The following is a 23,362-nucleotide window of genomic DNA, read 5'->3' on the forward strand; positions in this document are numbered from 1 at the left end:
GGGCCCGGAGCCAGGGGCCCCGGGCCACCGGCCCGTACGCATGTCGTCCCGCGGGCGGCCCGGTCAGGAGCCGCTCCACCACCGTGTCACCGCATGCCACAGCCGCGTCGGTGCGGCGGGCCTGCGCTGCTGCGGGATCCGGTCGGCGGACGCACCGTGGGACGGTGCGCCGGTCCGCACCCCGCCTGCGGGGCCCTGCCCGGCCTGCGCGGCCACGCCCGCCGGATCGGGCGCGGGAGTCGTGTGCGAAACCGGCGACTGCACCTCCCGGTCCTCGCGCGGAGGTGTGCGCCGTGCCATTGACGGCGGCTCGTCGTCGTCCTCCGGCGAGCGTGCCGCGAAGCCGGCCGGCAGCTCCAGCAGATGCCGGGACATGATGTTCCCGATCCAGTTCAATTCGCTTTCTTCGACAGCGAGTTCGAGGTCGGGAAGGCGCATCAGCAGGGCGTCGACGCCGGCATCCGCGATCGCCCGTCCGATGTCCTGCCCGGGGCACTCGTGCGGTCCGCCGCTGAACGCCAGGTGCGCGCGGTTGCCCTCCATGTCGGCGGCCAGATCGGGACGAACCACCGGGTCCGTATTGGCGGGTGCGATGCCGACGATCAGCGCGTCACCCTCCCTGATCCGCTGCCCGCCCAACTCCGTGTCGCCGACCGCCCAGCGGCCGAAGACCGCGGTGAACGGCGGCTCGTCCCACAGGGTCTGTTCGACCGCCTCGGGCACCGTCATGTGGCCGCCGCTGAGCCTGGCCCGGAAGCGGGGGTCGGTGAGGACCATCCGCAGCACGTTGGCGATCAGGTTGGCGGTCGCCTCGTACGCGGCGATGAGGATCAGCCGCAGATGCTCGGTGACCTCGGTGTCGGTCATGCCCGCGGGATGCTCGACGAGCCAGGTGGCGAAGTCGGCGGCGGGTTCGGTCCGGCGGCGTCGGACGAGCCGGTCCAGTGCGGCGACCACGTACGCGTTGCTCGCGACGGCCGTCGCCGTGCCCCGGGTCATGTCGCGGGCGGCCTGCACCATCCGGTCGTTGCACTCCTCGGGCATGCCGAGAATTTCGCACATCACCATCATCGGCAGCCGCTCGGCGAACTGACCGACCAGGTCGACACGGCCGTCCCGGCAGAACTCGTTGACGAGCCGGTTGCTGTAGCGGTTGATGTGGCGGCGGACGCCGCGGTGGTCGATGCGCGCCATGCTGTCGGTGACCGCGCCGCGCTGCCGCTCGTGGGTGGCGCCGTCGGCGAAGACGCACACCGGCTGCCAGGTGAAGATCGGGGCCAGCGGGTGGTCGGGGGCGACGCTGCCGTCCTGCAGGGCCCGCCAGCGCCGGGAGTCGCGGGAGAACTGCGAGGGGGTGCGGGTCAGGTGCAGGTTCTCGCTGTGCCCGAGCACCAGCCAGGCGGGTACGTCTCCGTGCAGCAGGATCGGCGCCACCGTGCCGTGCTCGGCGCGCAGCTTGTCGTACAGCCCTGCCGGGTCCCGCTCGGCCTCGGGGCCGTAGAACCGGCGCAGCCCGCCGGGTCCGACGCCCAGTCCGTGGGCCGGGCATTCGGGGGGCGGAACAGGCCCCATGGCCGCTCCGGGCTCGTGATGGAAAGGGGTTGTCACGATCGCTCCAGGGATCAGGCTTCCAAGGATCAGTGCGAATGAGCAGACGGCGTGCGTGCAGGGGTGGTCAGGCGAGCGGGACGGCCAGGCTGTGCAGATAGCGCATCAAGGTCATCAGCACGTCGCGGCTGGAGCCGCGCAGTCTGGCGTCGAAGTCGATCATCGGCACCTCGTCCGGCAGGTCCAGTGCGCTGCGCAACGTCTCGACGGGGTGCTTCGGGGCGTCCGGGAAGGTGTTGATGGCGACGACGAACGGCACACCGCGTTCTTCCAGGCGTCCGATCACGTCGAAGCTGACCTCGAGACGCCGGGTGTCGATGAGAACGACGGCGCCGAGGGCGCCCTCGAAGAGACCGTTCCACAGGAACCAGAAGCGTTCCTGGCCCGGGGTGCCGAAGAGGTAGAGGATCAGTTCCTCGCTGATGCTGATGCGGCCGAAGTCCATGGCGACCGTGGTGGCGGTCTTGCTCTCCACACCGAAGTTGTCGTCCACGCCGACCCCGGCCTGGGTCATGGTCTCTTCGGTGGTCAGGGGCCGGATCTCGCTGACGGAACCGACCATGGTCGTCTTGCCGACCCCGAACCCGCCGACGACGACCACCTTCACGGCGGCCGTGGCCGTGGTCGGAAGGATGTCCTCGGTCCTGGGGCCGGTGATCGTGTCAGAGTTTCTGAAGTCCATGCATCACCGCTTCGAGAAGGGATCTGTCCGGGAGAGAGGCGCGGGCGATGGGCGCGCGTGATTCGATCAGTTCGCTCGCGAGGAGTTCGGTGAGGAGCGAGGTCACCACGCTGAACGGCAGGCTGAGGTAGGCCGAGATCTCGGCGACGGATAACGGTGCCTGGCAGAGCCGTAGGATCACGGCCTGCTCCGGCTGGACCGTCGGCGTCGGCTGCTCCTTCGCAACGATCATCGTGACCAGGTCGAGCGCCGCTCGCTCGCCGCCGTCGGGATCGCCGGTGATGACGTACAGCCGCTCCGGTTCGCTCAGCGCCGGATCAGCCTCCCGGCGCTCTCGTCGGGGAGAGCTCATCCGGCCTGCCCGTCATGGCGCGGCGGGCTCGTGAGATGGGCACCGATCCGGACGACCATGTCACGCATCCGTGCTCCGACGAGTCCCGCGTCCACCGTCTCTCCGGCGAGGACGGCGAGGTAGGCACCGGTCCCCGCGGCCATCAAGTAGAAGAATCCGCCGGTGACTTCGATGACGACGAGCCGCATCAGACCGTCGCTGTACGGGATTTCGGAGGCGACGGCGGCCGCCAGGCTCTGCAGCCCGGCACAGGCGGCGGCCAGGCGGTCGGCGACATCGGGGTCGCCGCCGTGCCGGGCGATGCGCAGGCCGTCCGCGGAGAGCACGACGATCTGATGGATGTCCGGAACGTCGTCGGCCAGCTCCTTGAGCATCCAGTCCATATTTCCGCGCTGCTGGATCACTTCAGGTCTCCCTTGTCCCACGCACCATCGGTGTCTTCGCCGGTCTTCGGCTCCTGCGGCACGCCGTTGACGGCGCTGGTGAAGGCCTCGAGCCAGAGCCCGGGGGGCTGCTCCTTGCCGATGTCGCTCCCGTTGGCGTGACCGTTGCGCTGTCCCGAGGGCGGAGCGGCGGGCTGCGCGGGGAGGTTGTGCGAGCCCAGCGGTGCGCGACCGCGGCTGCGGCGCTGCGGGAGTCCACCCGCGGTCCACTCGGTCACCACGGGGGCGTCGTCGCTCATGGCCGCCGACGCGGCCACCGGCCTGGCATCGGAGGCGACCGGTCCGGTGGCCGGGCGGGCTTCCACCGGGAGAGGCTTGCGGCGCTTGCTGCGCGGCGGGACGACGTGCTTCATTCCCGCCACGTCGATGTCGCTGGTGGGCCTCGACGTGGCGCCGATGCCGTGGGCGATACCCGGGGCGGGACCGGTGGTGATCATGGCGCGGGGCACGACGAGTACGGCGCGGACGCCGCCGTACGCGGACTGTCGCAGCGAGACCTGGAGGTCGTACATCCGGGAGAGCCGGCCGACGACGGCCATGCCGAGCCGGGGGGACTCGCCGAGGTCGTTCATGTTGGACCCGGCCTGGGCCCGGGCGAGCATGTTCTCGGCCCGCGCACGGGCCTCCTCGCTGAGGCTGACGCCGCCGTCCTCGATCTCGATGGCGATGCCGGTCTGGACCTCGACCGCGGTGACGTGCACGCGGGTCTGTGGCGGCGAGTAGCGGGTGGCGTTGTCGAGGAGTTCGGCGCAGACGTGGATGAGCGGTTCGACGGCGGTGCCGATGATGGCGACCTTGGCGATCGAGTGCAGGTCGACGCGTGGGTATTCGAGGATCCGGGACATGGCACCGCGCAGCACGCTGAACAGCGGTACGGGCTTGGGCCATTGACGGCTGGGACGGGCACCGCCGAGTACCGCGATGGAGTCGGCGAGCCGGCCGATCAGCGCGGTGCCGTGGTCGATGCGGAGCAGGTCGTCGAAGACGTCGGGGTTTCGCCCGTGGTGCTCCTCCATCTCCCGCAGCTCGCTGGCCTGCCGGTGGACGATCGCCTGGACGCGCCGGGCGACGTTGACGAAGGCGCGCTGCGCGGAGTCGCGCATCGCCTCTTCGTTGTCGATGATCTTCAGCACCGTGTGGACGAGGGCGCGTTGGGCGTCGGGAAGGTCGCAGTAGACCTCGTCCGCGTCGACGATGTCGCGCAGCACCTCGTCGGGCGAGTTGCCCACGCGGAGCCGGTGGATCGCGGCGGGCAGGAGCTCCTTGTTGATCCGGATGGCCTCTTCGTCATGGGTGGCGAGGCGGTGTTCCAGGACGGCGAGGCGGTGCTCGTACTCCGCGCGCTGTCTGCGCATCGCGCGGGCACGACGGGCCAGCGCGACGGTGAGCACGGCGACCACGGCGGTGGTGACCGCGCCGCACGAGACGACTGCTCCCCGGGCGGCCCCGGAAACCAGCGTCGCGGCGGCGGCGGTCGCGCCGGCCGTCAGGAGCACGGGGAGCAACGCGGCTCGGGCAAGGGGGATTTCTCGCTGGATCGGCGGTGATTCAACACGAGCCATCTAAGACCTCTGGCGATTGATTCGGGAGGTATACGCACTTGTGGGGCACGAGGCAACAAGCGCTCGAATTCATATCAACTCGACTTCACTGCGCGTGAGCTTAGTCAGATCGAAACAGTGCTTCGGCACATTCACCCAACCCCCTGCGCGAGCGTTCCCGCGGTAATACACTCACGAGTTTTTGCACGCACCGCCTCCGGCCGTGCGCAAGGAGTGACGATCACCGAAGTGCCGCAGAAGGAGCGCGCCGACCCGTCCTCGGGGGCCGTCGCCCACGCCCGACGGATGCTGGACTCCACGCCGATGGGACACCGCGATTCCCCGCAGGACATCGCGCAGGGCGTGCTCCACACCGCCTTCTAAGAGGCCCGCTTCGTGACCGGCACCGAACTCGTCGTGGACGGCGGCTGCACGGCGGTCCGATCCGTCACCCCCCGATCATGTCTTCGGGCGCCCACCACAGGATGTTCACGTATGACACGCCCACCGTGTCCGACCGGCCCCGCGCCACCCCTGACCACCGGTGGCCGTCGCCCACCCGCGCAGAGCGGCGTCGGGTGCGTGGTTCAGTGCCGGGCCCCGCCGAGGCGTCCCTCCAGTTGGACCAGCAACTCACTGAGCTGGGAGCTGAGTTCGCCCCGGGTCCGTTCGTCGAGACCGGAAAGCACCGTGCGTTCGTACGCCAGTTGCCTGGGGAGCAGTTCGTCGACCAGGGCACGCCCCTCGTCGGTGAGACGGACGTGCGCGACGCGGCGGTCCCGGGCGTCACTGCGGCGGTCGACCAGGCCGCGCTCCTGGAGGCCCCGGAGGCGTTTGGTGACGGCGGCGCCGGAGGAGAACGTTTCCCTGGCCAGTTCACCGGGGGTGAGTTCACGGTTGTTACGGCGCACCGCGCCGAGCAGGTCGAACTCGGCGCGGCTCAGCCCGGCGGAGCGCAGCGGGGCGTCCTCCGCCTGCTGGAGCAGGGCGGCGCAGCGGTTGATGCGCCCGATGAGTTCCATCGGTCCGGTGTCCAGCTCCGGGTTGACGGCCTGCCACTGCCGTACCACCGAGGCGACGATGTCGTCGGTCACACCGCTCCGTTCTCCTGGGCGGGGACGATCATCCCCTGCCGTGTCGCTGTCGCCGCGAGCGTACGGTGTCCGGCCTGCTCCGCCGCGAGGACCCGCTCCTCGGGCAGGGCGCGCTGCCACCATTCGCCCGCCGCGGTGTCGCCCGCCTCGCGCAGTTCGACGAGCGATCCCGTCAGCCTGCGGCGCGCGGCGTCGAGCGCGGCGGGTGCGGGTGCCGGCGCGGCCAGGGTCTTTGCGGCGTCGGCGCGGGCCCTGTCGGTGGCGGCAAGGGCCCGCTCCAGGCGCCCGCCGGCCCGGCGGTTGGTGACGGCCATGGCGGCGAGCAGTCCGACGGCGGCGCCGATGACGGTGTCCAGGACCCGGTCGCCGATGAGTTCACCGGCGGGGTGGGTGCCGCCGAACTCGATGACGAGAAGGGCCATCGGGGTCACGGCGATGGAGCCGAGCCAGTAGTTGCGGGTGATCAGTGCCTCGGCGGCGAAGTTGAAGAAGAGGCAGCAGCCGATGAGCGCCAGCGGCCCCGTCCGGGTGAGGGGGAGGACGGCGGCGAAGACGAGCACGCCGAGGAGGTTGCCGAGGGTTCGCTGCAGGGCTCGGTTCCAGGAGAGCGTGACGTTGGCCTGGTAGAGGGAGGCGGCGGTGACGATCGCCCAGTAGGGGCGGCCGACGCCGAAGGCCATGGAGACGTATCCGGCGAGGGCGCAGCCGATGAGGGTGCGGGCGGCGATGGGCAGCAGCGGGGAGCCGGGGGCGAGCGCGCGCAGCGGTGCCCGGCGGGCGTCGCGGCGGCTTCCGGTCCGCCGTGCGGCGCGCTCGGCGTCGATCCCGAAGAGCTCCTCGGCGGTGCCGGGGGCGGGCGGCGGGGTGGGGACGGGTCCGCGGCCCCGGGTCTGCCCCGCCCAGGCACGCAGCCGGTCGGGGTCGGCGGTGCGGGACCCGAGGGCAGCCTCGGCGAGGGCGGCTTCGGCGTGCACGAGGAGCCGTTCCAGTGCCCGGCGTACGGGGGTGGGGCGCCCGGCGGCGAGCAGCGTCTGCCAGCCGGCGTGCACGGCGGCGGCCGCGGCGTGCCGGGTGCGGTGTCCCGGGTCGGTGGCGTATGCGGCGGCGGCGTCCAGCGCGCGGGCCGTGGCGCGGCGCTCGGGTCCCTCCCGGCGGATCAGGGCGGGACCGACGGTGACCAGCCAGGCGACCGCGCCCGCCGCCACGGTGAGCGCGAGGTGCCCGGGCACCTGGCCCAGGTGCTGCGGGGCGAAGAGGGCGGCCGAGGTGACGAACGTGAAGATCACATGCCCGGGAGGCCCGATGCGGGTGGCGTCGCAGAGCGCCTTCTGCCCGGCCGCGAGGAGGGCGCCGACGGCGATCAGTACGGCCGTCGAGTCGGTGAGCGAGGCCGTGACCAGGGAGATCGCAAAGCCGACGAGCATGCCGAGGACGACTGCGGCGACAGTGCGGGCGCGGCGGGCGTACGGGAGGCTGTGGCCGTACAGCGCACAGAGCGAACCGGCCATCGTGTACATGACGAGGTCGAGCCGGTCGAAGGCGAAGAGCGCCAGGTTCGGCACGGCGGAAGCGACCACCACGCTCAGCGCCGGCTTGAACCACATGTCCGAGGGGCGGGCCAGGCGCAGGGCGGGGGCCAGCGGAAGTCTACGGACGGAGGGCTGCCGGGTTCGCATGGTCGTATCACTCACCCAAACATCTTAACAGGTATTACACCTGTAAAACACTTCTCCCCGAGGGCCGTCGCCCGGATGGCCCGGCTCCACGGCCGGTCGTAGGTTGCGGGAAGACCCGCACACACGCGCGTCCCCGGAAGAGAAACAGAGGGAACGGAATGAAGCTCTCCGAACCGGTGCCCGGCGGCCCCTGCTGGATCGAGCTGAGCACCCCGGACATCCCGGCGGCCACATCGTTCTACACGGCACTCTTCGGCTGGCGGCCCGAGACCGATCCGCGCGAGGAGGCCGGCGGCTACACGATGGCGCGCCTCGGTGCCGCGCGCGTCGCCGCCCTCAGCCCGGTCTACCAGCCGGGCCGGCCCCCCGCCTGGACGGTTTCGTTCGCCACCGAGGACACGGACGCCACGGTGGAGAAGGTGACATCGGCGGGCGGCTCACTACTGGTCGGCCCGATGGACGTCTTCGACCAGGGGCGATTCGCGGTCGTCGCGGACCCCTCCGGCGCGGTGTTCTCGCTGTGGCACGGCCGGGCCTTCGCGGGCGTCGAGCTGCTGAACGTTCCGGGCTCGCTCGGCTGGGTCGAACTCGTCACCCGCGAGGCCGATCCCGCACTCGCCTTCTACCCGGCCGTCTTCGGCTGGACGGTCACCGCGTCGAAGTCCTACCCCCAGTGGGGTGTCGACGGCGCCGACTTCGGCGGCCTGCTGGCGAGCGACGACATGCTCCCGCCCGAGGCGCCACCGAACTGGCTGCCCTATTTCGGGGTGGCGGACGTCGACGCGACAGCGGCCACCGCGCTGGGCGCGGGCGGTGAACTGATGATGCCTCCGAGGACCCTCCCGGGCGGCCGGCAGATCGCGGTGGTCCGTGACCCACAGGGAGCCGCGTTCGGGATCCACCGCGCAGGCGACGAGGGCTAGTGCCTTGACCGGCAATGTTTGCCCCATGAGGAGCGCCGTCCGGTGCGTGTGATCGCAAGGCGGAGGGTCGTCCTCGTACCGGACGTACTCGGACGACCCCGACAACGCAGCGAGCGTGCGTGCCGGGCGTCGCGGGGCAGGCGGGACTTCCGACGCCCCAAGGGGCTGCCCCCAGGCATGCCCGAAGGCGTCAGAGGCCGGACGTTCCGGCGCCGAGGGGCTCCTCAGGATGACGGAGCCCCTCGGCCGCGTCCGAGACCCTGCGCAGCAGATCGAAGAAGACAGCCTGTTCCTCGGCCGAGAGCGGACCGAGGAAGACCTGGTTCATCCTGGCCGCCCGCAGCGAGATCCTGCGGTGGGTACGCGCCCCGTCCTCGGTGAGCTGCAGCAGGGAGCGGCGGCCGTCCTGCGGGTCGCGGACCTTGTCCAGCAGTCCGCGGCGCGAAAGTCTGCTGATGACCTCGGCAATGGTGGAACGGTCGAGTCCGACCCGCTCCCCCACCGTGCGCTGATCGAGGCCGGGCTCGGCGATCAGGGCATTCAGCACGGCGAACTGCGGGGAGGTGGTCTCCTCCGAGACCATCGTGTTCCACAGCAGGTAGTGCGCCTGCTGGAGGCGGCGGGCCAGATGCCCGGGGTGCCTGCTCAAGTCGACCGCGGACACAGACATCGCCCTCTCTGCTGCTTCTTCCCTCTCCAGGATGTCAGTGTACTGAGGGCCTTGACCTCGCCGCTTCAGCATGGGTAGCTTCTGGCGCGTCAACAAATACTCAGTGCACTGAGCAATGCGTCGGAGGAGAGGGTGATGAGCTGGTCCTCACCGAGTGGCACCCCGGTGTCACGGCGCAGCAGGTCCGGGCGCCACCGCGCCGCCCGCGCCCCAGGGGCTCACCGCGCTGCGCGCCCTCGAGGCCGCATGACCCGGGCGTCCCACGCGCCTCGTTCCCCTCGGAATCCACCCGTCTCCGGAGCCGCGACATGACAAGCCGTGACATGACCACCTATCCCCTGCCCGACGGGCTGAGCCAGCGGGACATCGACGCCGAGGTCGCCAAGGTCCACGCGGGCGCGCCCGCCGGTGCGCACCATCCGCCGCGCGACTACCCTCCGTACCGCAGCAGCCACTTCCGCCACCCGCACCGGCCACTCGTCCCGCTGGCCGATCCCGAGGCCGTCGAGCTGTCCGGACCGGCTTTCGGCGTTACGGACGTCACCGCGTTCGACCGCGATCTGACCCGGCAGCACCGGGGCGAGCCGCTCGGTGAACGCATCACCGTCTCCGGCCGGATCCTGGACCGGGAGGGCCGCCCGGTCCGCGGGCAACTGGTCGAGGTGTGGCAGGCCAACGCCTCGGGGCGGTACGCGCACCAGCTCGACCAGCACCCGGCGCCCCTGGACCCCAATTTCACCGGGTTCGGCCGCTGTCTGACCGACGACGACGGCGGCTACAGCTTCACCACCGTCAAGCCCGGCGCCTACCCGTGGCGCAACCACGTCAACGCCTGGCGACCCGCGCACATCCACTTCTCGCTCTTCGGGACGGCGTTCACCCAGCGTCTGGTCACCCAGATGTACTTCCCGGGCGACCCGATCCTGCCGTACGACCCGATTCTCCAGTCCGTCACCGACCCGGCCGCCCGGGAGCGGCTCGTCGCGACGTACGACCACGACCGTTCGGTCGCCGAGTGGTCGCTCGGTTTCCGCTGGGACATCGTTCTCGACGGACCGTCCGCCACCTGGATCGAGGAAGGCCACCACTGATGACCCACGCCCCGACCCCGTCCCAGACCGTCGGCCCCTTCTACGGGTACGCGCTGCCGTTCGCCGGTGGCGGCGACATCGCCGCGGCCGGCCATCCGGACACGATCACCGTGCACGGGCTGGTGCTCGACGGCAACGGCGACCCCGTCCCCGACGCACTGATCGAGATCTGGCAGCCCGCCCCCGACGGCTCGCGGACGGGCCGCCCCGGCTCGCTGCGGCACGACCCGGTCACCGGCCGGGTCATCGGCCGCGACGGCGTCGGATTCACCGGCTTCGGTCGCGTCCCCACCGACGCCGACGGCCGGTGGGCGGTACGGACCCTGCCGCCGGGCGGTGTCCCGTATCTCTCGGTCGCCGTCTTCGCCCGCGGACTGCTCCACCACCTGTACACCCGGATCTATCTGCGGGCTGCGGACGGCACCGTGCCCGCCGGTGACCCGCTGCTGGAGTCGCTGGACGCCGAACGCCGGGCCACACTGATCGCGACGCCCACCGACCGGCGCACCCACCGGTTCGACATCCATCTGCAGGGCGCCGGCGAAACGGTCTTCCTGGAGTTCACGTGACGTACGAGAGCGATGCCGGTCTGCTCGCCCCCGGGTGGGCCGGCTCCCCCGCCGAGACCAGCACCGACGATCGCGCCGTCCTGCAGGCGATGCTCGACGCCGAGGCGGCGCTGACCCGCGCCCAGTCCGCATGCGGGCTCGCCCCGGCGGAAGCCGGGCGGGCGGTCACGCAGGCGGCGGACGCCGACCGCTTCGACGTAAGGGAGCTGGCACTCCGGGCGCGCTCCGGCGGCAACCCGGTCATCCCCCTGGTCACCGACCTCGCGGCGGCGGTGCCCGAGGAGGTGCGGCCGTATGTGCACCGGGGTGCGACCAGCCAGGACATCCTGGACACTGCGGCGATGCTCGTCGCCTCACGCACACTGGCCGGGGTGCTCGACGATCTGGTGCGGATGGCGGACGAGCTGGCGCGGCACTCCGCCGCGCACCGCAACACACCGATGGCGGGTCGTACGCTCACGCAACACGCCGTGCCGACCACATTCGGGCTCAAGGTCGCCGGGTGGCGTGCACTGATCCTCGACGCACGGGACCGGCTGGCCTCCGTACGGGATTCCCTCCCCGCCCAACTCGGGGGTGCGGCGGGAACCCTGGCCGCCTTCTCCGCCTTCTCCTCCGAGGAGAAGAACGTGGACGGACTCGCCCTCGTCGCCGCGTACGCACGCGAACTCGGTCTGGTGGAACCGGTGTTGCCCTGGCACACCCTGCGCACCCCGGTCGCCGATCTGGCCGGGGCGCTCGCCTTCACCGCGGGCGCGCTCGGCAAGACAGCGGCCGATGTGCTCACGCTGTCCCGTACCGAGATCGGCGAGGTCGAGGAGGGCCGGCTCGGGGGTTCGTCCGCCATGCCGCACAAGGCGAATCCCGTGCGCGCCACGCTGATCGCGGCCGCCGCCCGCCGGGCGCCCGGCCTGGCGGCCACGCTGTACGGATCGCTGGCCGCCGAGGACGAGCGGCCCGCCGGGGCGTGGCACGCCGAGTGGGAGCCGCTGCGCGACCTTCTGCGACTCGTCGGCGGCGCCGCGCGGGACGGCGCCGAACTCTCGGCGGGGCTGCGGATCGTCCCGTACGCCATGCTGGAGAACCTCCACCTCACCGACGGTCTGATCGTCTCGGAGCGGCTGGCCGCCGCCTTTGCCGAACGCATCGGCCGGGCCCGTGCCAGGGACGTCCTGGCGGGCGCCGCGGACCGGGCCCGGTCCGAGACGACCGACCTCTCCGATGTGCTCTTCGACGTCCTGGACGAGGAGCCGGAGCTCGCCGGTCTCGACCTGGCCGAACTGACCGACCCCGCCCGCTACACCGGATCCGCGGGCCCCCTCACCGACCGTGCACTGGACCGCCGATGACATCCGCGCCCGACCGCCTTCTGCACCACCGCGCAGAAGGTCCGACCACCGCTCCCCCGCTGCTGCTCGGACCCTCGCTGGGTACGTCGACAGGGCTCTGGGACGCTGTCGCGCCCGACCTCTCCACCGCCCACCGGGTCGTACGGTGGGATCTGCCTGGACACGGCGGATCGGCCGCGGACCTGATCGGGCCGGGTGCGACGGTCGCCGATCTTGCCGCGCTGGTGATGGAGTTGGCCGACTCGCTGTCCCTGGACCGGTTCTCGTACGCGGGGGTCTCGCTGGGCGGCGCGGTCGGCCTCTGGCTCGCCGTGCACCACCCGGAGCGCATCGACCGGCTCGCCGTCGTCTGCTCCTCCGCGCACTTCGGCGAACCCGGGCCGTGGCAGGAGCGGGCGGCGCTGGTCCGGCGGGACGGACTCGCCCCGGTCGCGGCCGGGGCCGCGGCGCGCTGGTTCACCCCCGGCTTCACCGCCCCGGAACTGCTCGACGATCTCCGGGCCACCGATCCTTCGTCGTACGCCGCCTGTTGCGACGCGCTCGCCGCGTACGATCTGCGGCTCCGGCTCTCGGAGATCCGGGCGGCGACGCTGGTGATCGCAGGGCGCGAGGACCCGGCGACACCCCCCGCACACGCCCGGGAGCTCGCCGACGCGATCCCCGACGCCACGCTCACCGAGCTCGCTGCGACCTCGCACCTGGCGCCCGCCGAGAACCCCGAGGCGGTACGGGTGGCACTTCGTGGCCACTTCGGTGCGAACCGGAGCGGCCACAGTGGCATGGCGGTGCGGCGAGAGGTGCTCGGCGATGCGCATGTGGACCGGGCACAGGCCGGCACGACCGGATTCACCGCCCGGTTCCAGGATTTCATCACGCGGTACGCCTGGGGCGAGATCTGGACCGACCCCACCCTGTCGCGCCGCGAGCGCAGCCTGATCACGCTCACGGCGCTCGTCGCCCACGGGCACCACGACGAACTGGCGATGCATGTCCGGGCGGCACTGCGCAACGGTCTGACACCGGAGGAGATCGGCGCGGCGCTGCTGCAGACCGGGGTCTACTGCGGTGTGCCTGCCGCGAATTCGGCGTTCGCGGTGGCCCGCAGGGTCCTGGAGGAGATACAGGAGGCCGACGGGCCGGACGCCTCATTCACGGGCTGACCGCCTCGGACCAGCCGGCCGTCGCGGGCGGTGACCCGGTCGGCCCCTGCCACCGCGGCCGGGACCGTCCGGTCCGCCACGGCCTCCGGCAGCGAACCGGACGCGAGAGTCACGACGTCGGCCGGGTCGCCGACCTTCGGCCGGGAGGCGGGCAGGCCCAGAGGGGCCGCACCGCCCGGTGCCCATCGGTGAGCGGCGCGAACCGGCCGATGACTTCCCCGGGGCCCGCTGGGCGTCCCGCTCCTCCGGCGGACGACCGCCTCGCGGGCAGCGGTCTCGGCGGGCCAGGCGTCCTGTCCGCGACCGGCAGCGTTCGGGCTGCGCGGTGCCCGAGAGGCATCCGGGCAGCATATGGAGCGGCATCATGGCCTGACCGTCGCCCTCCCACCGGGACATCCGACGTGGGGCAGGGCCGTCCGACGGCATGCGTACACGCCTGCGCCCCCGTACGTGAACGTTCGGGGGCGCAGGCTGCTGCGTACGACAGGATCCCGTCAGCCGAGGCCGCGGGCGTCCTGCTTCAGGGCCGTGTCCACGGTCAGGGCCGTCGCCACGACGAGGCTGAGCAGCGGTTCGGGCAGCTGATAGTGGATCTGCAGCACGTAGTTGTCCGCCGTCGTGAACATCGTCTTCGCGAGGCCTTCCCAGGTCTTGGTGATCCGGGCGATCTCCGCGTCGTTGTGGTCGACGATCGCGAAGTTCCAGGCGCGCCAGTTCTCCGCCTTGATGGCACCGATCTGCCGACCGTCCACCATGATGGCAAAGTTGATCTTGCCTATGGCGTTCTGCTGCACGATCTCGCCGACCGGCTGCCCGTCCGGGCGCTGCACGATGACCCGGGACTTGATGAACTTCGCCGGCCGGGTCAGCAGCAGCTGCGGCTGCCCGTACGCGTCACGGATCTCCAGCTTGTGGGTCAGATACTGATCGATGCTGGAGACGAACCGCAGCACCTTGCGCAGTGCGCTCTGGCCGACCTGGATGACCGAGCCGATCGTGTTGCCCTGCTGATCGAAGACGCGGTACTCGTTCGTCACCTCGATGAGCTTGGCCTTCTGGTTCACGACCAGGACCTGCTGATTGAAGAGCGTGGCACCGCCGGGAGCCATGCCCTGCTGCTGAGGGACTGCCTGCTGGTGGGGCATCTGGACCTGAGCGGGAGTCTGCGCGGGCGCCTGGGGCTGAGCGGAAGCCTGGGGCTGCTGTCCGCCGGCCGGGTTCGTGTGCTCGGTCCACTGGGAACCGTCCCAGTAGCGCAGCAACTGGGGCGCGCCGTGCGGATCCGGATACCAGCCCGCAGATACGTTCGAGTGCGTTGTCACCGGGGCACACTATCCCGCCGGTCCGACAGGGCGAGCCCCATCCGTCACATCAATAGCATCCCCACACTCATTGAAACTTCACACACCACGTACGATGTCGGGGATGAGCAGACTCAGTGAACGGACCGACCGACGACGGGCCGGCGCCCGCGCGTCGGCCGTTCTCGGCTGGCTGCTCATCGTGCTTGCCATGGTCTCGTGCTGTTCGCTCGCCGAGACGGGCGCGGCCGCACACCACACCACGGTCCGGACCGCGACCGCGACCGCGACTCCTGCCTCGCCCCCGGCCTCCACCGCGCGGATCGTCGTGGTCGTCGCACCGGACGACCGGGGCGTCAGCAGTTCCTGCCACGGTCTCTCGGAGCACGCGACACCCGTCGTGCTGCCCGCCCAGGCCGCACCTGTCGCGCTCCCCGGCTCGGCGGTCACCGCTCCGGCCGGCCGGCTCGTCGGCGCCGCCGGTATCCGCGGCCCCTCCAACGACGCCGTGGGCGCCGTCGACCATCTCCGCCTTCAGGTTCAACGGATCTAGAAGCAGGGCCCCTTCTCCCGCCCTGCCCTCTTTCCGTACATCGTGTCGAACCCGAGGACTCTCCATGGCTTCCGCCAAGAAGCAGAACACCCCTGCCGCCGCGCGCCGCGCCAAGCTCGAGGAGGCCCGCCGCAAGGAGCGGGCCCGCGAGCGCAGGAACCGCATCATCACCATCTCCGCGTCCGTCGCCGTCGTCGCCGCACTCGTCGCGGGCGGCGGCTATCTGATGTCCGCAGCGGACAAGCAGGACCAGGCCGAGGAGAAGGCCAAGTCCTCCCCCGTCCAGGGCGAGCGGAGCTGGGACAAGCTCACCCAGAACCATGTCGAGAAGCCGGTCGACTACCCGATGAACCCGCCGGTCGGCGGCGACCACAACCCGGTCTGGATGAACTGCGACGCCGACGTCTACACCGAAGCGATCCCGAACGAGAACGCCGTCCACTCGCTGGAGCACGGCGCGGTCTGGGTCACGTACAACGACAAGGCGCAGCCCGCCGACATCAAGAAGCTCGCGGACCGCGTCGCCAAGACCCCGTACTCGCTCATGAGCCCCGTGAAGGACCAGGACGCCCCGCTGACCCTCAGCGCCTGGGGCAAGCAGGTCACGGTGAAGAGCGCGACCGACGCACGCGTGGCGCAGTTCTTCACCAAGTACGTCCAGGGTCCGCAGACACCGGAGCCGGGCGCCGCCTGCACCGGCGGGATCGCCAAGTGACGTCCTCGGTCCGCGCGCCACGGCCGATGGTGCTGGCGGGTGCTGCGGTGCTGCTGCTGGCGCTGGGGCTGGTGGCACTCATGCTCGTGCGGCCGTCGGCGTCGTCCACCCCCCAGGGGACGGCCCGGTCGGCCGTGCCCGCGGAGACGTCGGTCGATGTGGGGTTCGCGCGCGACATGTCGATCCACCATCAGCAGGCGGTCGAGATGGCGTTCATCGTCCGTGACCGGACGTCCGACGAGGACGTGCGGCGGCTCGCGTACGACATCATCAACACCCAGGCCAATCAGCGCGGCATGATGCTCGGCTGGCTGGAGATGTGGGGCCGCGCCAAGAGCTCCGACCGTCCCCCGATGGAGTGGATGGGCCACACCGTCGCCCCCAGGGGCGACGGCTCGCTGATGCCGGGCATGGCGACCGACACCGAGCTGGACGCACTGCGGGCGGCGAAGGGCAAGGACGCCGAGGTGCGGTTCCTCCGGCTGATGACCGTGCACCACCGGGCCGGTGCGGAGATGGCGCAGGCGGCGGCCGACGCGGCGGGCACGGACGAGATCAGGAATCTGGCGGCGGGCATGGTCCTGGGCCAGCAGTCGGAGATCGGGCTGATGGCCGACATGCTGAAGGAGCGCGGCGCCACGGCATGAGCCGGCGGTCCGGGGCGTGGTGGTCCCGTACATGCGTACGCGGCCACCACGCCCCGATTGATGCGGTCCGTCGGACGACGACCCGCTGTGGCCACACCGGGGCTTCGTTCCGTCCGCGAGGCTGAAGTCGAGTGCGCATGCGTCGCTGCGGCGGACGGCACGTCGGCGACCGCGCCCGGTCGCCGGTAGTGCGGATCGCGGCCCGCACCTCGGACACGGCGGGTTCCGCCGCATGCCGCGAGGGGAACCGGTGCCCGCTCCGGACCGTACTGACGTGCGGAATCGCATAGGCTCAGCAGCGATATGAAGAGCAACCTCACGACGCTGGGACCCAAGGCCGACAAGGACACCGTGCGACGGAGCAACCTCAGCCTGGTGCTGCGGGCCGTCCGTGACGAGGGCGAGCGCGAGGCGACCAGGGCCGGGGTGGCCGCGCGCGTGGGGCTGACCCGTGCCGCCGTGTCCTCGCTGGTCGAGCAGCTGCTCGACAGCGGGTTCCTCACCGAGTCCGGCAAGACGTTCAGCGGGCAGGCCGGGCGCCCCGGCACCGCGCTCAAGGTGGCGCGCACCGGCCCCGCCGGGCTCGGCGTCGAGGTCAACATCGACTACGTGTCGGTCTGCGTCGTGGACCTGGCGGGCACCGGCCGGGTCCGACTGACGGAACACCTCGACAACCGGGGTGCTCCGCCCGCCGAGGTGCTGGCGCGGGCGGCCCGGATCGCGGCCCGCACCCTGGATTCGGCGGCCGAACAGGAGCTCTTCCCGGTCGGTGTGGCCCTGGCCCTGCCCGGACTGGTGTCGGGCGGCGCCGTGCGCCAGGCGCCCAACCTGGGCTGGAATCAGGTCCCGGCGGAGGACCTCTTCGCCGCGTCGCTCGCCGCGCTGCGCCCCGGCAGCCCGGAACTGCCGGTGAGTTCGGAGAACGAGGCCAATCTGGCGGCGCTGGCCGAGCTCTGGTTCGGCGGGCTCGACGAGATCCGCAGCTTTCTGTATCTGACGGGTGAGATCGGCGTCGGCGGCGCCCTGGTCATCGACGGTGAGCTGCTGCGCGGCGCGCACGGGTTCGCCGGTGAGATCGGGCATGTGGTGGTGGACGCGGAGGGGCCGGAGTGCCGGTGCGGTTCGCGCGGCTGTCTGGAGCAGTACGCGGGACAGGCGGCGCTGCTGCGGGCGGCCGGGATCGAGGAGACCGGCAGCGGCATCGGGGTGGCCGAGCTGGAGCGGCGCACCCGGGCCGGGAACGAGCGGGCCGTGGCCGCCGTGGTGGAGGCGGGCCGGATGCTGGGGCGGGTGCTGTCCGGGGCGGTGAATCTGCTCGACCCGGACGCGGTGGTGCTCGGCGGGATATACCGGGGCCTGATGCCGTGGCTGTCGCCGCCCGTCGACGAGGAGCTGACCGGCCGGGTGGTGTCCGGGCTGTGGTCCCCGCGCGGCGGCCGGCTGCGCGCCTCGTCGGTCGCGGGCGACGCGGCACGGGGCGCGGCAGCGCTGGTGATGCAGGACGTACTGACCGACCCGGTGGCGTACGCGGCGCCAGTGGCGGGCTGAAACGGAGGCCGGGCCGGACCTGCCTGACACAGGTACGACCCGGACTCGAACCGCAGCCGCCGCTCCCGCCTGACCCGGGTATACGACCCGGACTCAGACCGGAGCCGGGCCGCACCCGCCCGACACAGGTACGACCCGGACTCGCATGCGGAGGCGGAGGCGGGGGCGGGGGCGGACCTGTCCGCCCCCGGACCATCCGCCCGTGCTGTCAGCGGACCCCGAGCAGGTGGTCCATCGCCAGCTGGTCCAGGACCTCGAACGCCATGCCGCGCTCGGCCGCCGCGTTCACGTCGAAGTCCTCGAACGCCGAGCGGTCGGCCAGCAGCCCCGCCAGGCCGTCCTCGGCCGTCGGCCGGGCCAGCTCGTCGAGCCGGGACGCGCGCAGCGCCTCCTGGACCGCCGGGTCGGCGCGGAAGGCGGCGGCGCGCTCCTTGAGGATGAGGTAGTTGCGCATGCAGCCCGCGGCCGACGCCCAGACACCGTCGTAGTCCTCGGTCCGCGGCGGCTTGAAGTCGAAGTGGCGCGGGCCCTCGTAACCGGCGGTCTCCAGCAGGTCGACGAGCCAGAACGCCTGGCGCAGGTCACCGGCGCCGAAGCGCAGGTCCTGGTCGTACTTGATGCCGGACTGGCCGTTGAGGTCGATGTGGAAGAGCTTGCCCGCCCAGATGGCCTGCGCGATGCCGTGCGGGAAGTTCAGCCCGGCCATCTGCTCGTGGCCGGTCTCCGGGTTGACGCCGACGAGTTCCGGGCGCTCCAGGCGCTCGATGAAGGCGAGGGCGTGGCCGATGGTCGGCAGCAGGATGTCGCCGCGCGGCTCGTTCGGCTTGGGCTCGATGGCGAACTTCAGGTCGTAGCCCTGCTCGACGACGTAGTCACCGAGCAGGTCGAAGGCCTCCTTCATCCGGTCGAGGGCGACCCGGATGTCCTTCGCTCCGCCCGACTCGGCGCCCTCGCGGCCGCCCCACGCCACATAGGTGGTGGCGCCGAGTTCGACGGCGAGGTCGATGTTGCGCAGGGTCTTGCGCAGTGCGTACCGGCGCACGTCCCGGTCGTTGGCGGTGAACCCGCCGTCCTTGAAGACGGGGTGGGTGAAGAGATTCGTCGTCGCCATGGGCACGACGAGCCCGGCCGCGTCCAGCGTCTGCCGGAACCGCTTCACGATGCTCTCGCGCTCGGTTTCCGACGAGCCGAACGGGATCAGGTCGTCGTCGTGGAAGGTCACCCCGTACGCACCCAGCTCGGCGAGACGCTGCACGGTCTCGACGGGGTCGATCGCCGCGCGGGTCGCGTCGCCGAACGGGTCGCGCCCCTGCCAGCCCACGGTCCACAGGCCGAAGGTGAACTTGTCCCCCGGGGTGGGCCTGAAGCGTTCCGTCATTGTCCGACCACCTTCGGTGCCGTCGGGTCCGCGACGCGAGGAGGCCGCCGAACCCCTATTTGTTCAGTGTCATGACTAATCATGCACGGGTCTCCATGGAGACGTAAACCCCCCACCATCGGGAATCGAGGACGACCCCTGTTCCGGGCGAACCCGATCGCGTAATTTGTTTTCCGTACGATCAAATAGGTCGCACCAGCCGTCCGGCCCTCCGTGGCCCCCTGTACCGCGAGAATGAGGTAACCCATGCCGCCGCGTACCGTCGTCATCGGCGTGGACAGCTCCACTCAGTCCACCAAGGCGGCCTTCGTCGACGCCGCAACCGGCCGACTGCTCGCCGTCGGACGTGCCCCGCATGTCGTCACGGGCGAGGCGGGGGCCCGCGAGAGCGACCCCGAGGTGTGGTGGCAGGCGCTGCGCACCGCCGTCGCCACCGGCCTGAAGGAATCCGGTGTGCCCGCCGCGGCCGTCACCGGCATCGCGGTCGCCGGTCAGCAGCACGGCCTGGTCGTCCTCGACCGTGCGGGCCGCCCACTGCGCCCGGCCCTGCTGTGGAACGACACCCGCTCCGCCCCGCAGGCCGCCACCCTCACCGCCGCACTGGGCGGCGCGGACGCCTGGACCGCCCGCACCGGATCGGTCCCGGTGGCTGCGATGACCGCGTCGAAGTGGCAGTGGCTGCGCGAGAACGAGCCGGAGACCGCCGCCGCGACCGCAGCGATCCGCCTTCCCCACGACTTCCTCACCGAACGACTGACGGGCGCGGCCGTCACCGACCCCGGCGACGCGTCGGGCACCTGCTGGTACTCCACCGCCACCGGCACGTACGACCCCGAGCTGCTCGAACTGCTCGGCCTCGATGTCGCGTTGCTGCCCGAGGTGGTCGAGACGGGTGCGTCCCGCGCCGGTTCGCTGACCGATGAGGCGGCGCAGGCGCTCGGCCTGCCGGCCGGGATCGCCGTGGCGGCGGGCACGGGCGACAACATGAGTGCCGCCGTAGGCCTCGGTCTCGGCGGCGCCGGGCTGCTGGACCACCCCGTTCTCAGCCTCGGCACCTCGGGTACGGTCTTCGCCGCCTCCCGGACCCGGCCCGCATCGGCGGCGCTCTCCGGATTCGCGGCGGCCGACGGCACGTACCTCCCGCTGGCCTGCACGCTCAACTGCACGCTCGCCGTGGACAGGGTCGCCGCCCTGCTCGGCCTGGACCGCAACGACGCGGCGCCCGGCGGCGAAGCGGTGCTCCTCCCCTATCTCGACGGCGAGCGGACCCCCGATCTGCCCACCGCCTCCGGTCTGCTCACCGGACTCCGGCACGACACCACCCCGCAGCAACTGCTCGGCGCCGCCTACGAAGGCGCGGTCGTCACCGTGCTGCGCGCCCTGGACGAGCTGCTGCGGGCCTGCGGGCTCGATCCGGCCGACCCCGAGGTCGCCGCCCGCCCGCTTCGCCTGATCGGCGGCGGCGCGCAGGGGCGCGCCTGGGTGGAGACGGTACGACGGCTGTCGGGGCGGCCCGTGATCGTGCCCGGCAGCGGCGAACTGGTGGCCCTGGGGGCGGCCGCTCTCGCCGCGGCGGCGGCCGGCGGCGAGGACCCCGTCGCGGTCGCCGCCGGCTGGAACGCCGGCGAGGGTTCCGAGACGGAGACCGAACTGCCGCCCATGGCACGGGACATGGACACCTGGAACCGGGTCAACTCGGTACTGGAGCGGGCCGCAGGGCCGCTGCTCGGCGGGGACCGATAGCCACCCGACCGCCACATCCTGCAACGACCACTGACCGACTGTCACTCGCCCCCGCCGGCCCGGGACAACGCCATCCCGGCAGCCTCCGGACCGGTTTGGGGGTGGCGTGTGATCTTCACTAGTATCCGGCGATGATCATAAGAAGAAGGCTGACGGCCGGGGTGGGCATCCTGCTCGCCACCCTGACCGCCGGGCTCGGCACGGCCCTCCCCGCCGCCGCCGATGAACCCCCCACCAAAGCCTCCCCCAAGGTCGAGCTGGTGCTCGACGTCAGCGGTTCCATGCGGACCCGTGACATCGACGGCCAGTCCCGGATGAGCGCGGCGAAGCAGGCATTCAACGAGGTCCTGGACGCGGTGCCGGAGCAGGTGCAGCTCGGCATCCGGACCCTCGGCGCCGACTACCCGGGCGACGACAGGAAGGTCGGCTGCAAGGACACCAAGCAGCTCTACCCGGTCGGCCCCCTCGACCGGGTGGAGGCGAAGACCGCGGTCGCGACGCTGGCCCCCACCGGCTGGACTCCGATCGGGCCCGCCCTGCTGGGCGCCGCCGACGATCTCGAAGGCGGCGACTCCACGCGCCGGATCGTGCTGATCAGCGACGGCGAGGACACCTGCGGCCCGCTCGACCCGTGCGAGGTCGCTCGCGACATCGCCGCCCGCGGCATCCACCTCGTCATCGACACGCTGGGCCTGGTGCCGAACGCCAAGATCCGCGAGCAGCTGACCTGCATCGCCGAGGCGACCGGCGGCACCTACACCGCCGTGCAGCACACCGATGAACTCTCCGGCCGCGTCAAGCAGCTGGTGGACCGGGCGGCCGAGCCCGTCGTCACCCCCGTGGCCACCGAGGGCGCGGACAGCTGCTCCGCCGCACCTCAGCTCAAGGCGGGTCTCTACACCGACCGCGAGAAGATCGGCGAGCACCGCTGGTACCGGGTGGACGTGCTGCCCGGCCAGGAGCTGCGCGCCTCGGTGAGCGTGTCCGCGGACCGCGCCGTCAACAACGACTACGGCGTGCTGCTGCGCGCGGTGACCGTGCACGGCCGCGAGATCGTCAGAGGTTCGGAGTCCGGCACCGGTCGCACCGACGCGATCTCGACCGGGCTGCGCTACCCCAAGCCGGAACAGGACGGCACGGACAGCGAGGACAAGCCGGCCGCGGAGACCGTCTGCCTGCAGCTCAGCAACTCCTTCTCGGCCCCCGCCTCGGTGAAGACCTCACCGGGCATGCCGGTCGAGCTGACCGTCGACGTGGTGGACGCGCCGGACGACGCGGCCGACGCCGCCGCGTTCGGTCTCGGCCGCGGCTGGTGGCTCCTGGGCGTACTCGTCCTGACCGGACTGATCGCGGGTCTGCTCTTCGGCTGGATCTCGCGCTGGCGCATCGCCGTATGGAGGACCAACTGATGGTGCGTACACGACGGGTACTCGCGGGTGCCCTGCTGGCCGGGATGGCCCTGCTGACGTCGGCCGGTTCGGCCGCGGCCGACGACCCGTCGGCGAGCCCGAGCCCGAGCGCATCCGACGGTGGTGCGGGACCCACCGAGGCGGGCACCACCTTCCGTACCGCGACGACGATCCAGCCGAGCCAGCGCGCCACCGCCGGGGCATCCACGGGTGACTACCTGTACTGGGTGTTCCCGGCCGACGCGGGACAGCGCGCCACCGTCAAGGCGACGGTCACCCTGCCCGAGGCCACCACCCGGCACGGCTCCTCGACCTGGCAGGTCGATGTGTACGACGGGCTGCGGCGCCGGCAGGCCTGCATGTACGGCCACCAGACCAGGAAGGCGGCCGCCGACGCGTCGACCGTCGAACTCTCCTGCGTCCTGCGAACGGTCCGAGCCTGGTCCGAGCCGTGGGCGAACGACCCGCTGCCGGGCAACTATTACGTGCGCCTGACGGTCGTCGACCTGCCGTCGGCCGACCTCGGACAGCCGGTGCAGACCGCCGTCGAGGTGACGGCGGCCGACCAGGGCGGCGCCCATGACGTCGACGGCAAGCTGAGCGAACCGCTGGCGCCCATCGCCTACTGGGCGACGCAGCAGACGACGGACGACGCCTCGGACGACGGCGACACCCCGCTCCGGGTCCCGCTCAACACCGAGCCGCACGACGGCTGGGCCTCCGGCTGGTGGACGGACCGCTGGATCTGGACCGTGGGCGGCGGCGTACTCGGCGCGCTCGCGGCCATGTTCGGCTACTCCCTCACCCGCGGCAACGGCCGCCCGTACCGGGTCCCGCCGGGCGCCTGACCCGCCCGGCCGCGAACCGGCCCGCATGAGCGGCGCCCCGCCCCACACCTGTGGGGCGGCTG

23 protein-coding genes are annotated in these 23,362 nt (G+C 71.8%); 13 read left to right on the forward strand and 10 right to left on the reverse strand.

Annotated elements, in window-relative coordinates:
* Window positions 1-63: 63 nt before the first annotated feature.
* From ACFU6I_RS40965 to ACFU6I_RS40985, 5 genes are all read right to left on the reverse strand, one after another.
* Complete coding sequence (locus ACFU6I_RS40965; protein WP_384377288.1) at window positions 64-1,608, reverse strand: cytochrome P450; 1,545 nt, start codon at window positions 1,606-1,608, stop codon at window positions 64-66.
* A 67-nt stretch (window positions 1,609-1,675) separates the two neighbouring features.
* The gene (locus ACFU6I_RS40970) at window positions 1,676-2,290 is read right to left on the reverse strand and encodes an ATP/GTP-binding protein (protein WP_384377291.1); all 615 of its coding nucleotides are present in this window, start codon (window positions 2,288-2,290) and stop codon (window positions 1,676-1,678) included.
* Window positions 2,271-2,642, reverse strand: coding sequence for a DUF742 domain-containing protein (locus tag ACFU6I_RS40975; RefSeq protein WP_384377294.1), 372 nt, complete (start codon window positions 2,640-2,642; stop codon window positions 2,271-2,273). Before ACFU6I_RS40975 ends, ACFU6I_RS40970 begins: the two co-directional genes overlap by 20 nt.
* On the reverse strand, window positions 2,639-3,046 hold the full coding sequence (locus ACFU6I_RS40980) for a roadblock/LC7 domain-containing protein (RefSeq protein WP_037698641.1): 408 nt from the start codon (window positions 3,044-3,046) through the stop codon (window positions 2,639-2,641). Before ACFU6I_RS40980 ends, ACFU6I_RS40975 begins: the two co-directional genes overlap by 4 nt.
* Window positions 3,043-4,647, reverse strand: a complete 1,605-nt coding sequence (locus ACFU6I_RS40985) for a sensor histidine kinase (protein WP_384377297.1) — start codon at window positions 4,645-4,647, stop codon at window positions 3,043-3,045. Before ACFU6I_RS40985 ends, ACFU6I_RS40980 begins: the two co-directional genes overlap by 4 nt.
* 228 nt (window positions 4,648-4,875) lie before the next feature.
* Here ACFU6I_RS40985 and ACFU6I_RS40990 point away from each other — a divergent pair, with 228 nt between their 5' ends.
* The gene (locus ACFU6I_RS40990) at window positions 4,876-5,010 is read left to right on the forward strand and encodes a hypothetical protein (RefSeq protein ID WP_384377300.1); all 135 of its coding nucleotides are present in this window, start codon (window positions 4,876-4,878) and stop codon (window positions 5,008-5,010) included.
* A gap of 203 nt (window positions 5,011-5,213) precedes the next feature.
* Here the strand turns inward: ACFU6I_RS40990 and ACFU6I_RS40995 are convergent, their stop codons facing one another.
* Both ACFU6I_RS40995 and ACFU6I_RS41000 read right to left on the reverse strand, forming a co-directional pair.
* A complete protein-coding gene (locus ACFU6I_RS40995; RefSeq protein WP_384377303.1) occupies window positions 5,214-5,720 on the reverse strand; it encodes a MarR family winged helix-turn-helix transcriptional regulator in 507 nt (168 codons plus the stop codon).
* Window positions 5,717-7,396, reverse strand: a complete 1,680-nt coding sequence (locus ACFU6I_RS41000; RefSeq protein ID WP_384377347.1) for an FUSC family protein — start codon at window positions 7,394-7,396, stop codon at window positions 5,717-5,719. The genes ACFU6I_RS40995 and ACFU6I_RS41000 overlap by 4 nt, the downstream gene beginning before the upstream one ends.
* Before the next feature lie 158 nt (window positions 7,397-7,554).
* On the opposite strand from ACFU6I_RS41000, the gene ACFU6I_RS41005 reads away from it, so the two are divergent.
* Window positions 7,555-8,319 carry a VOC family protein gene (locus ACFU6I_RS41005; RefSeq protein WP_384377306.1) on the forward strand — a complete coding sequence of 255 codons (765 nt, stop codon included), beginning with the start codon at window positions 7,555-7,557 and terminating at the stop codon, window positions 8,317-8,319.
* A gap of 190 nt (window positions 8,320-8,509) precedes the next feature.
* On the opposite strand, the gene ACFU6I_RS41010 is transcribed toward ACFU6I_RS41005, so the two are convergent.
* The gene (locus ACFU6I_RS41010) at window positions 8,510-8,983 is read right to left on the reverse strand and encodes a MarR family winged helix-turn-helix transcriptional regulator (protein ID WP_384377350.1); all 474 of its coding nucleotides are present in this window, start codon (window positions 8,981-8,983) and stop codon (window positions 8,510-8,512) included.
* 329 nt (window positions 8,984-9,312) lie between these two features.
* Here ACFU6I_RS41010 and pcaH point away from each other — a divergent pair, with 329 nt between their 5' ends.
* From pcaH to pcaD, 4 genes are read left to right on the forward strand one after another with little or no spacing between them, the layout of a single operon-like run.
* Entirely contained in the window at window positions 9,313-10,080 is a 768-nt protein-coding gene (gene pcaH, locus ACFU6I_RS41015; RefSeq protein WP_384377309.1) for a protocatechuate 3,4-dioxygenase subunit beta, read from the forward strand.
* On the forward strand, window positions 10,080-10,649 hold the full coding sequence (gene pcaG, locus ACFU6I_RS41020) for a protocatechuate 3,4-dioxygenase subunit alpha (RefSeq protein ID WP_384377311.1): 570 nt from the start codon (window positions 10,080-10,082) through the stop codon (window positions 10,647-10,649). Before pcaH ends, pcaG begins: the two co-directional genes overlap by 1 nt.
* Window positions 10,646-11,998 (forward strand): 3-carboxy-cis,cis-muconate cycloisomerase, encoded by a 1,353-nt coding sequence (pcaB, locus tag ACFU6I_RS41025; RefSeq protein ID WP_384377314.1) that lies wholly within the window; start codon window positions 10,646-10,648, stop codon window positions 11,996-11,998. The genes pcaG and pcaB overlap by 4 nt, the downstream gene beginning before the upstream one ends.
* Window positions 11,995-13,158, forward strand: coding sequence for a 3-oxoadipate enol-lactonase (pcaD, locus tag ACFU6I_RS41030; protein WP_384377317.1), 1,164 nt, complete (start codon window positions 11,995-11,997; stop codon window positions 13,156-13,158). Before pcaB ends, pcaD begins: the two co-directional genes overlap by 4 nt.
* A 494-nt stretch (window positions 13,159-13,652) precedes the next feature.
* On the opposite strand, the gene ACFU6I_RS41035 is transcribed toward pcaD, so the two are convergent.
* Window positions 13,653-14,480, reverse strand: a complete 828-nt coding sequence (locus ACFU6I_RS41035; protein ID WP_384377320.1) for a phospholipid scramblase-related protein — start codon at window positions 14,478-14,480, stop codon at window positions 13,653-13,655.
* A 103-nt stretch (window positions 14,481-14,583) separates the two neighbouring features.
* Between ACFU6I_RS41035 and ACFU6I_RS41040 the strand changes: the two genes are divergently transcribed.
* The 4 genes from ACFU6I_RS41040 to ACFU6I_RS41055 all read left to right on the forward strand — a co-directional run bounded on the left by ACFU6I_RS41040 (window position 14,584) and on the right by ACFU6I_RS41055 (window position 17,922).
* On the forward strand, window positions 14,584-15,012 hold the full coding sequence (locus tag ACFU6I_RS41040) for a hypothetical protein (protein WP_384377323.1): 429 nt from the start codon (window positions 14,584-14,586) through the stop codon (window positions 15,010-15,012).
* A gap of 64 nt (window positions 15,013-15,076) precedes the next feature.
* Window positions 15,077-15,727 (forward strand): DUF3105 domain-containing protein, encoded by a 651-nt coding sequence (locus tag ACFU6I_RS41045; protein WP_384377326.1) that lies wholly within the window; start codon window positions 15,077-15,079, stop codon window positions 15,725-15,727.
* A 26-nt stretch (window positions 15,728-15,753) separates the two neighbouring features.
* Entirely contained in the window at window positions 15,754-16,374 is a 621-nt protein-coding gene (locus ACFU6I_RS41050; protein ID WP_384377353.1) for a DUF305 domain-containing protein, read from the forward strand.
* A gap of 303 nt (window positions 16,375-16,677) precedes the next feature.
* Complete coding sequence (locus ACFU6I_RS41055; protein WP_384377329.1) at window positions 16,678-17,922, forward strand: ROK family protein; 1,245 nt, start codon at window positions 16,678-16,680, stop codon at window positions 17,920-17,922.
* A gap of 208 nt (window positions 17,923-18,130) precedes the next feature.
* On the opposite strand, the gene xylA is transcribed toward ACFU6I_RS41055, so the two are convergent.
* Window positions 18,131-19,300 carry a xylose isomerase gene (xylA, locus tag ACFU6I_RS41060; RefSeq protein ID WP_384377337.1) on the reverse strand — a complete coding sequence of 390 codons (1,170 nt, stop codon included), beginning with the start codon at window positions 19,298-19,300 and terminating at the stop codon, window positions 18,131-18,133.
* A 246-nt stretch (window positions 19,301-19,546) separates the two neighbouring features.
* Between xylA and xylB the strand changes: the two genes are divergently transcribed.
* The 3 genes from xylB (at window position 19,547) to ACFU6I_RS41075 (ending at window position 23,300) form a co-directional block, all read left to right on the forward strand.
* On the forward strand, window positions 19,547-21,043 hold the full coding sequence (gene xylB / locus ACFU6I_RS41065; protein ID WP_384377339.1) for a xylulokinase: 1,497 nt from the start codon (window positions 19,547-19,549) through the stop codon (window positions 21,041-21,043).
* 131 nt (window positions 21,044-21,174) lie between these two features.
* Window positions 21,175-22,452, forward strand: coding sequence for a VWA domain-containing protein (locus ACFU6I_RS41070; protein ID WP_384377342.1), 1,278 nt, complete (start codon window positions 21,175-21,177; stop codon window positions 22,450-22,452).
* Complete coding sequence (locus ACFU6I_RS41075) at window positions 22,452-23,300, forward strand: hypothetical protein (RefSeq protein ID WP_384377345.1); 849 nt, start codon at window positions 22,452-22,454, stop codon at window positions 23,298-23,300. Before ACFU6I_RS41070 ends, ACFU6I_RS41075 begins: the two co-directional genes overlap by 1 nt.
* The last annotated feature ends 62 nt before the right edge of the window (window positions 23,301-23,362 follow it).

Origin of the sequence: Streptomyces sp. NPDC057486 (assembly GCF_042802415.1) — a bacterium.
Taxonomy (GTDB): domain Bacteria; phylum Actinomycetota; class Actinomycetes; order Streptomycetales; family Streptomycetaceae; genus Streptomyces; species Streptomyces yanii.

Excerpts from the sequence above, each read along its gene's own strand:
- ACFU6I_RS41055 (WP_384377329.1), top strand. The coding sequence starts at position 16,678 with ATGAAGAGCAACCTCACGACGCTGGGACCCAAGGCCGACAAGGACACC.
- ACFU6I_RS41050 (WP_384377353.1), top strand. The coding sequence starts at position 15,754 with ATGGTGCTGGCGGGTGCTGCGGTGCTGCTGCTGGCGCTGGGGCTGGTG.
- ACFU6I_RS40985 (WP_384377297.1), bottom strand. The coding sequence starts at position 4,647 with ATGGCTCGTGTTGAATCACCGCCGATCCAGCGAGAAATCCCCCTTGCC.
- ACFU6I_RS41000 (WP_384377347.1), bottom strand. The coding sequence starts at position 7,396 with ATGCGAACCCGGCAGCCCTCCGTCCGTAGACTTCCGCTGGCCCCCGCC.
- ACFU6I_RS41045 (WP_384377326.1), top strand. The coding sequence starts at position 15,077 with ATGGCTTCCGCCAAGAAGCAGAACACCCCTGCCGCCGCGCGCCGCGCC.
- ACFU6I_RS41070 (WP_384377342.1), top strand. The coding sequence starts at position 21,175 with ATGATCATAAGAAGAAGGCTGACGGCCGGGGTGGGCATCCTGCTCGCC.
- pcaG (WP_384377311.1), top strand. The coding sequence starts at position 10,080 with ATGACCCACGCCCCGACCCCGTCCCAGACCGTCGGCCCCTTCTACGGG.
- pcaD (WP_384377317.1), top strand. The coding sequence starts at position 11,995 with ATGACATCCGCGCCCGACCGCCTTCTGCACCACCGCGCAGAAGGTCCG.
- ACFU6I_RS41005 (WP_384377306.1), top strand. The coding sequence starts at position 7,555 with ATGAAGCTCTCCGAACCGGTGCCCGGCGGCCCCTGCTGGATCGAGCTG.
- ACFU6I_RS40975 (WP_384377294.1), bottom strand. The coding sequence starts at position 2,642 with ATGAGCTCTCCCCGACGAGAGCGCCGGGAGGCTGATCCGGCGCTGAGC.
- xylB (WP_384377339.1), top strand. The coding sequence starts at position 19,547 with ATGCCGCCGCGTACCGTCGTCATCGGCGTGGACAGCTCCACTCAGTCC.
- xylA (WP_384377337.1), bottom strand. The coding sequence starts at position 19,300 with ATGACGGAACGCTTCAGGCCCACCCCGGGGGACAAGTTCACCTTCGGC.
- pcaH (WP_384377309.1), top strand. The coding sequence starts at position 9,313 with ATGACCACCTATCCCCTGCCCGACGGGCTGAGCCAGCGGGACATCGAC.
- ACFU6I_RS41040 (WP_384377323.1), top strand. The coding sequence starts at position 14,584 with ATGAGCAGACTCAGTGAACGGACCGACCGACGACGGGCCGGCGCCCGC.
- ACFU6I_RS40970 (WP_384377291.1), bottom strand. The coding sequence starts at position 2,290 with ATGGACTTCAGAAACTCTGACACGATCACCGGCCCCAGGACCGAGGAC.
- ACFU6I_RS41075 (WP_384377345.1), top strand. The coding sequence starts at position 22,452 with ATGGTGCGTACACGACGGGTACTCGCGGGTGCCCTGCTGGCCGGGATG.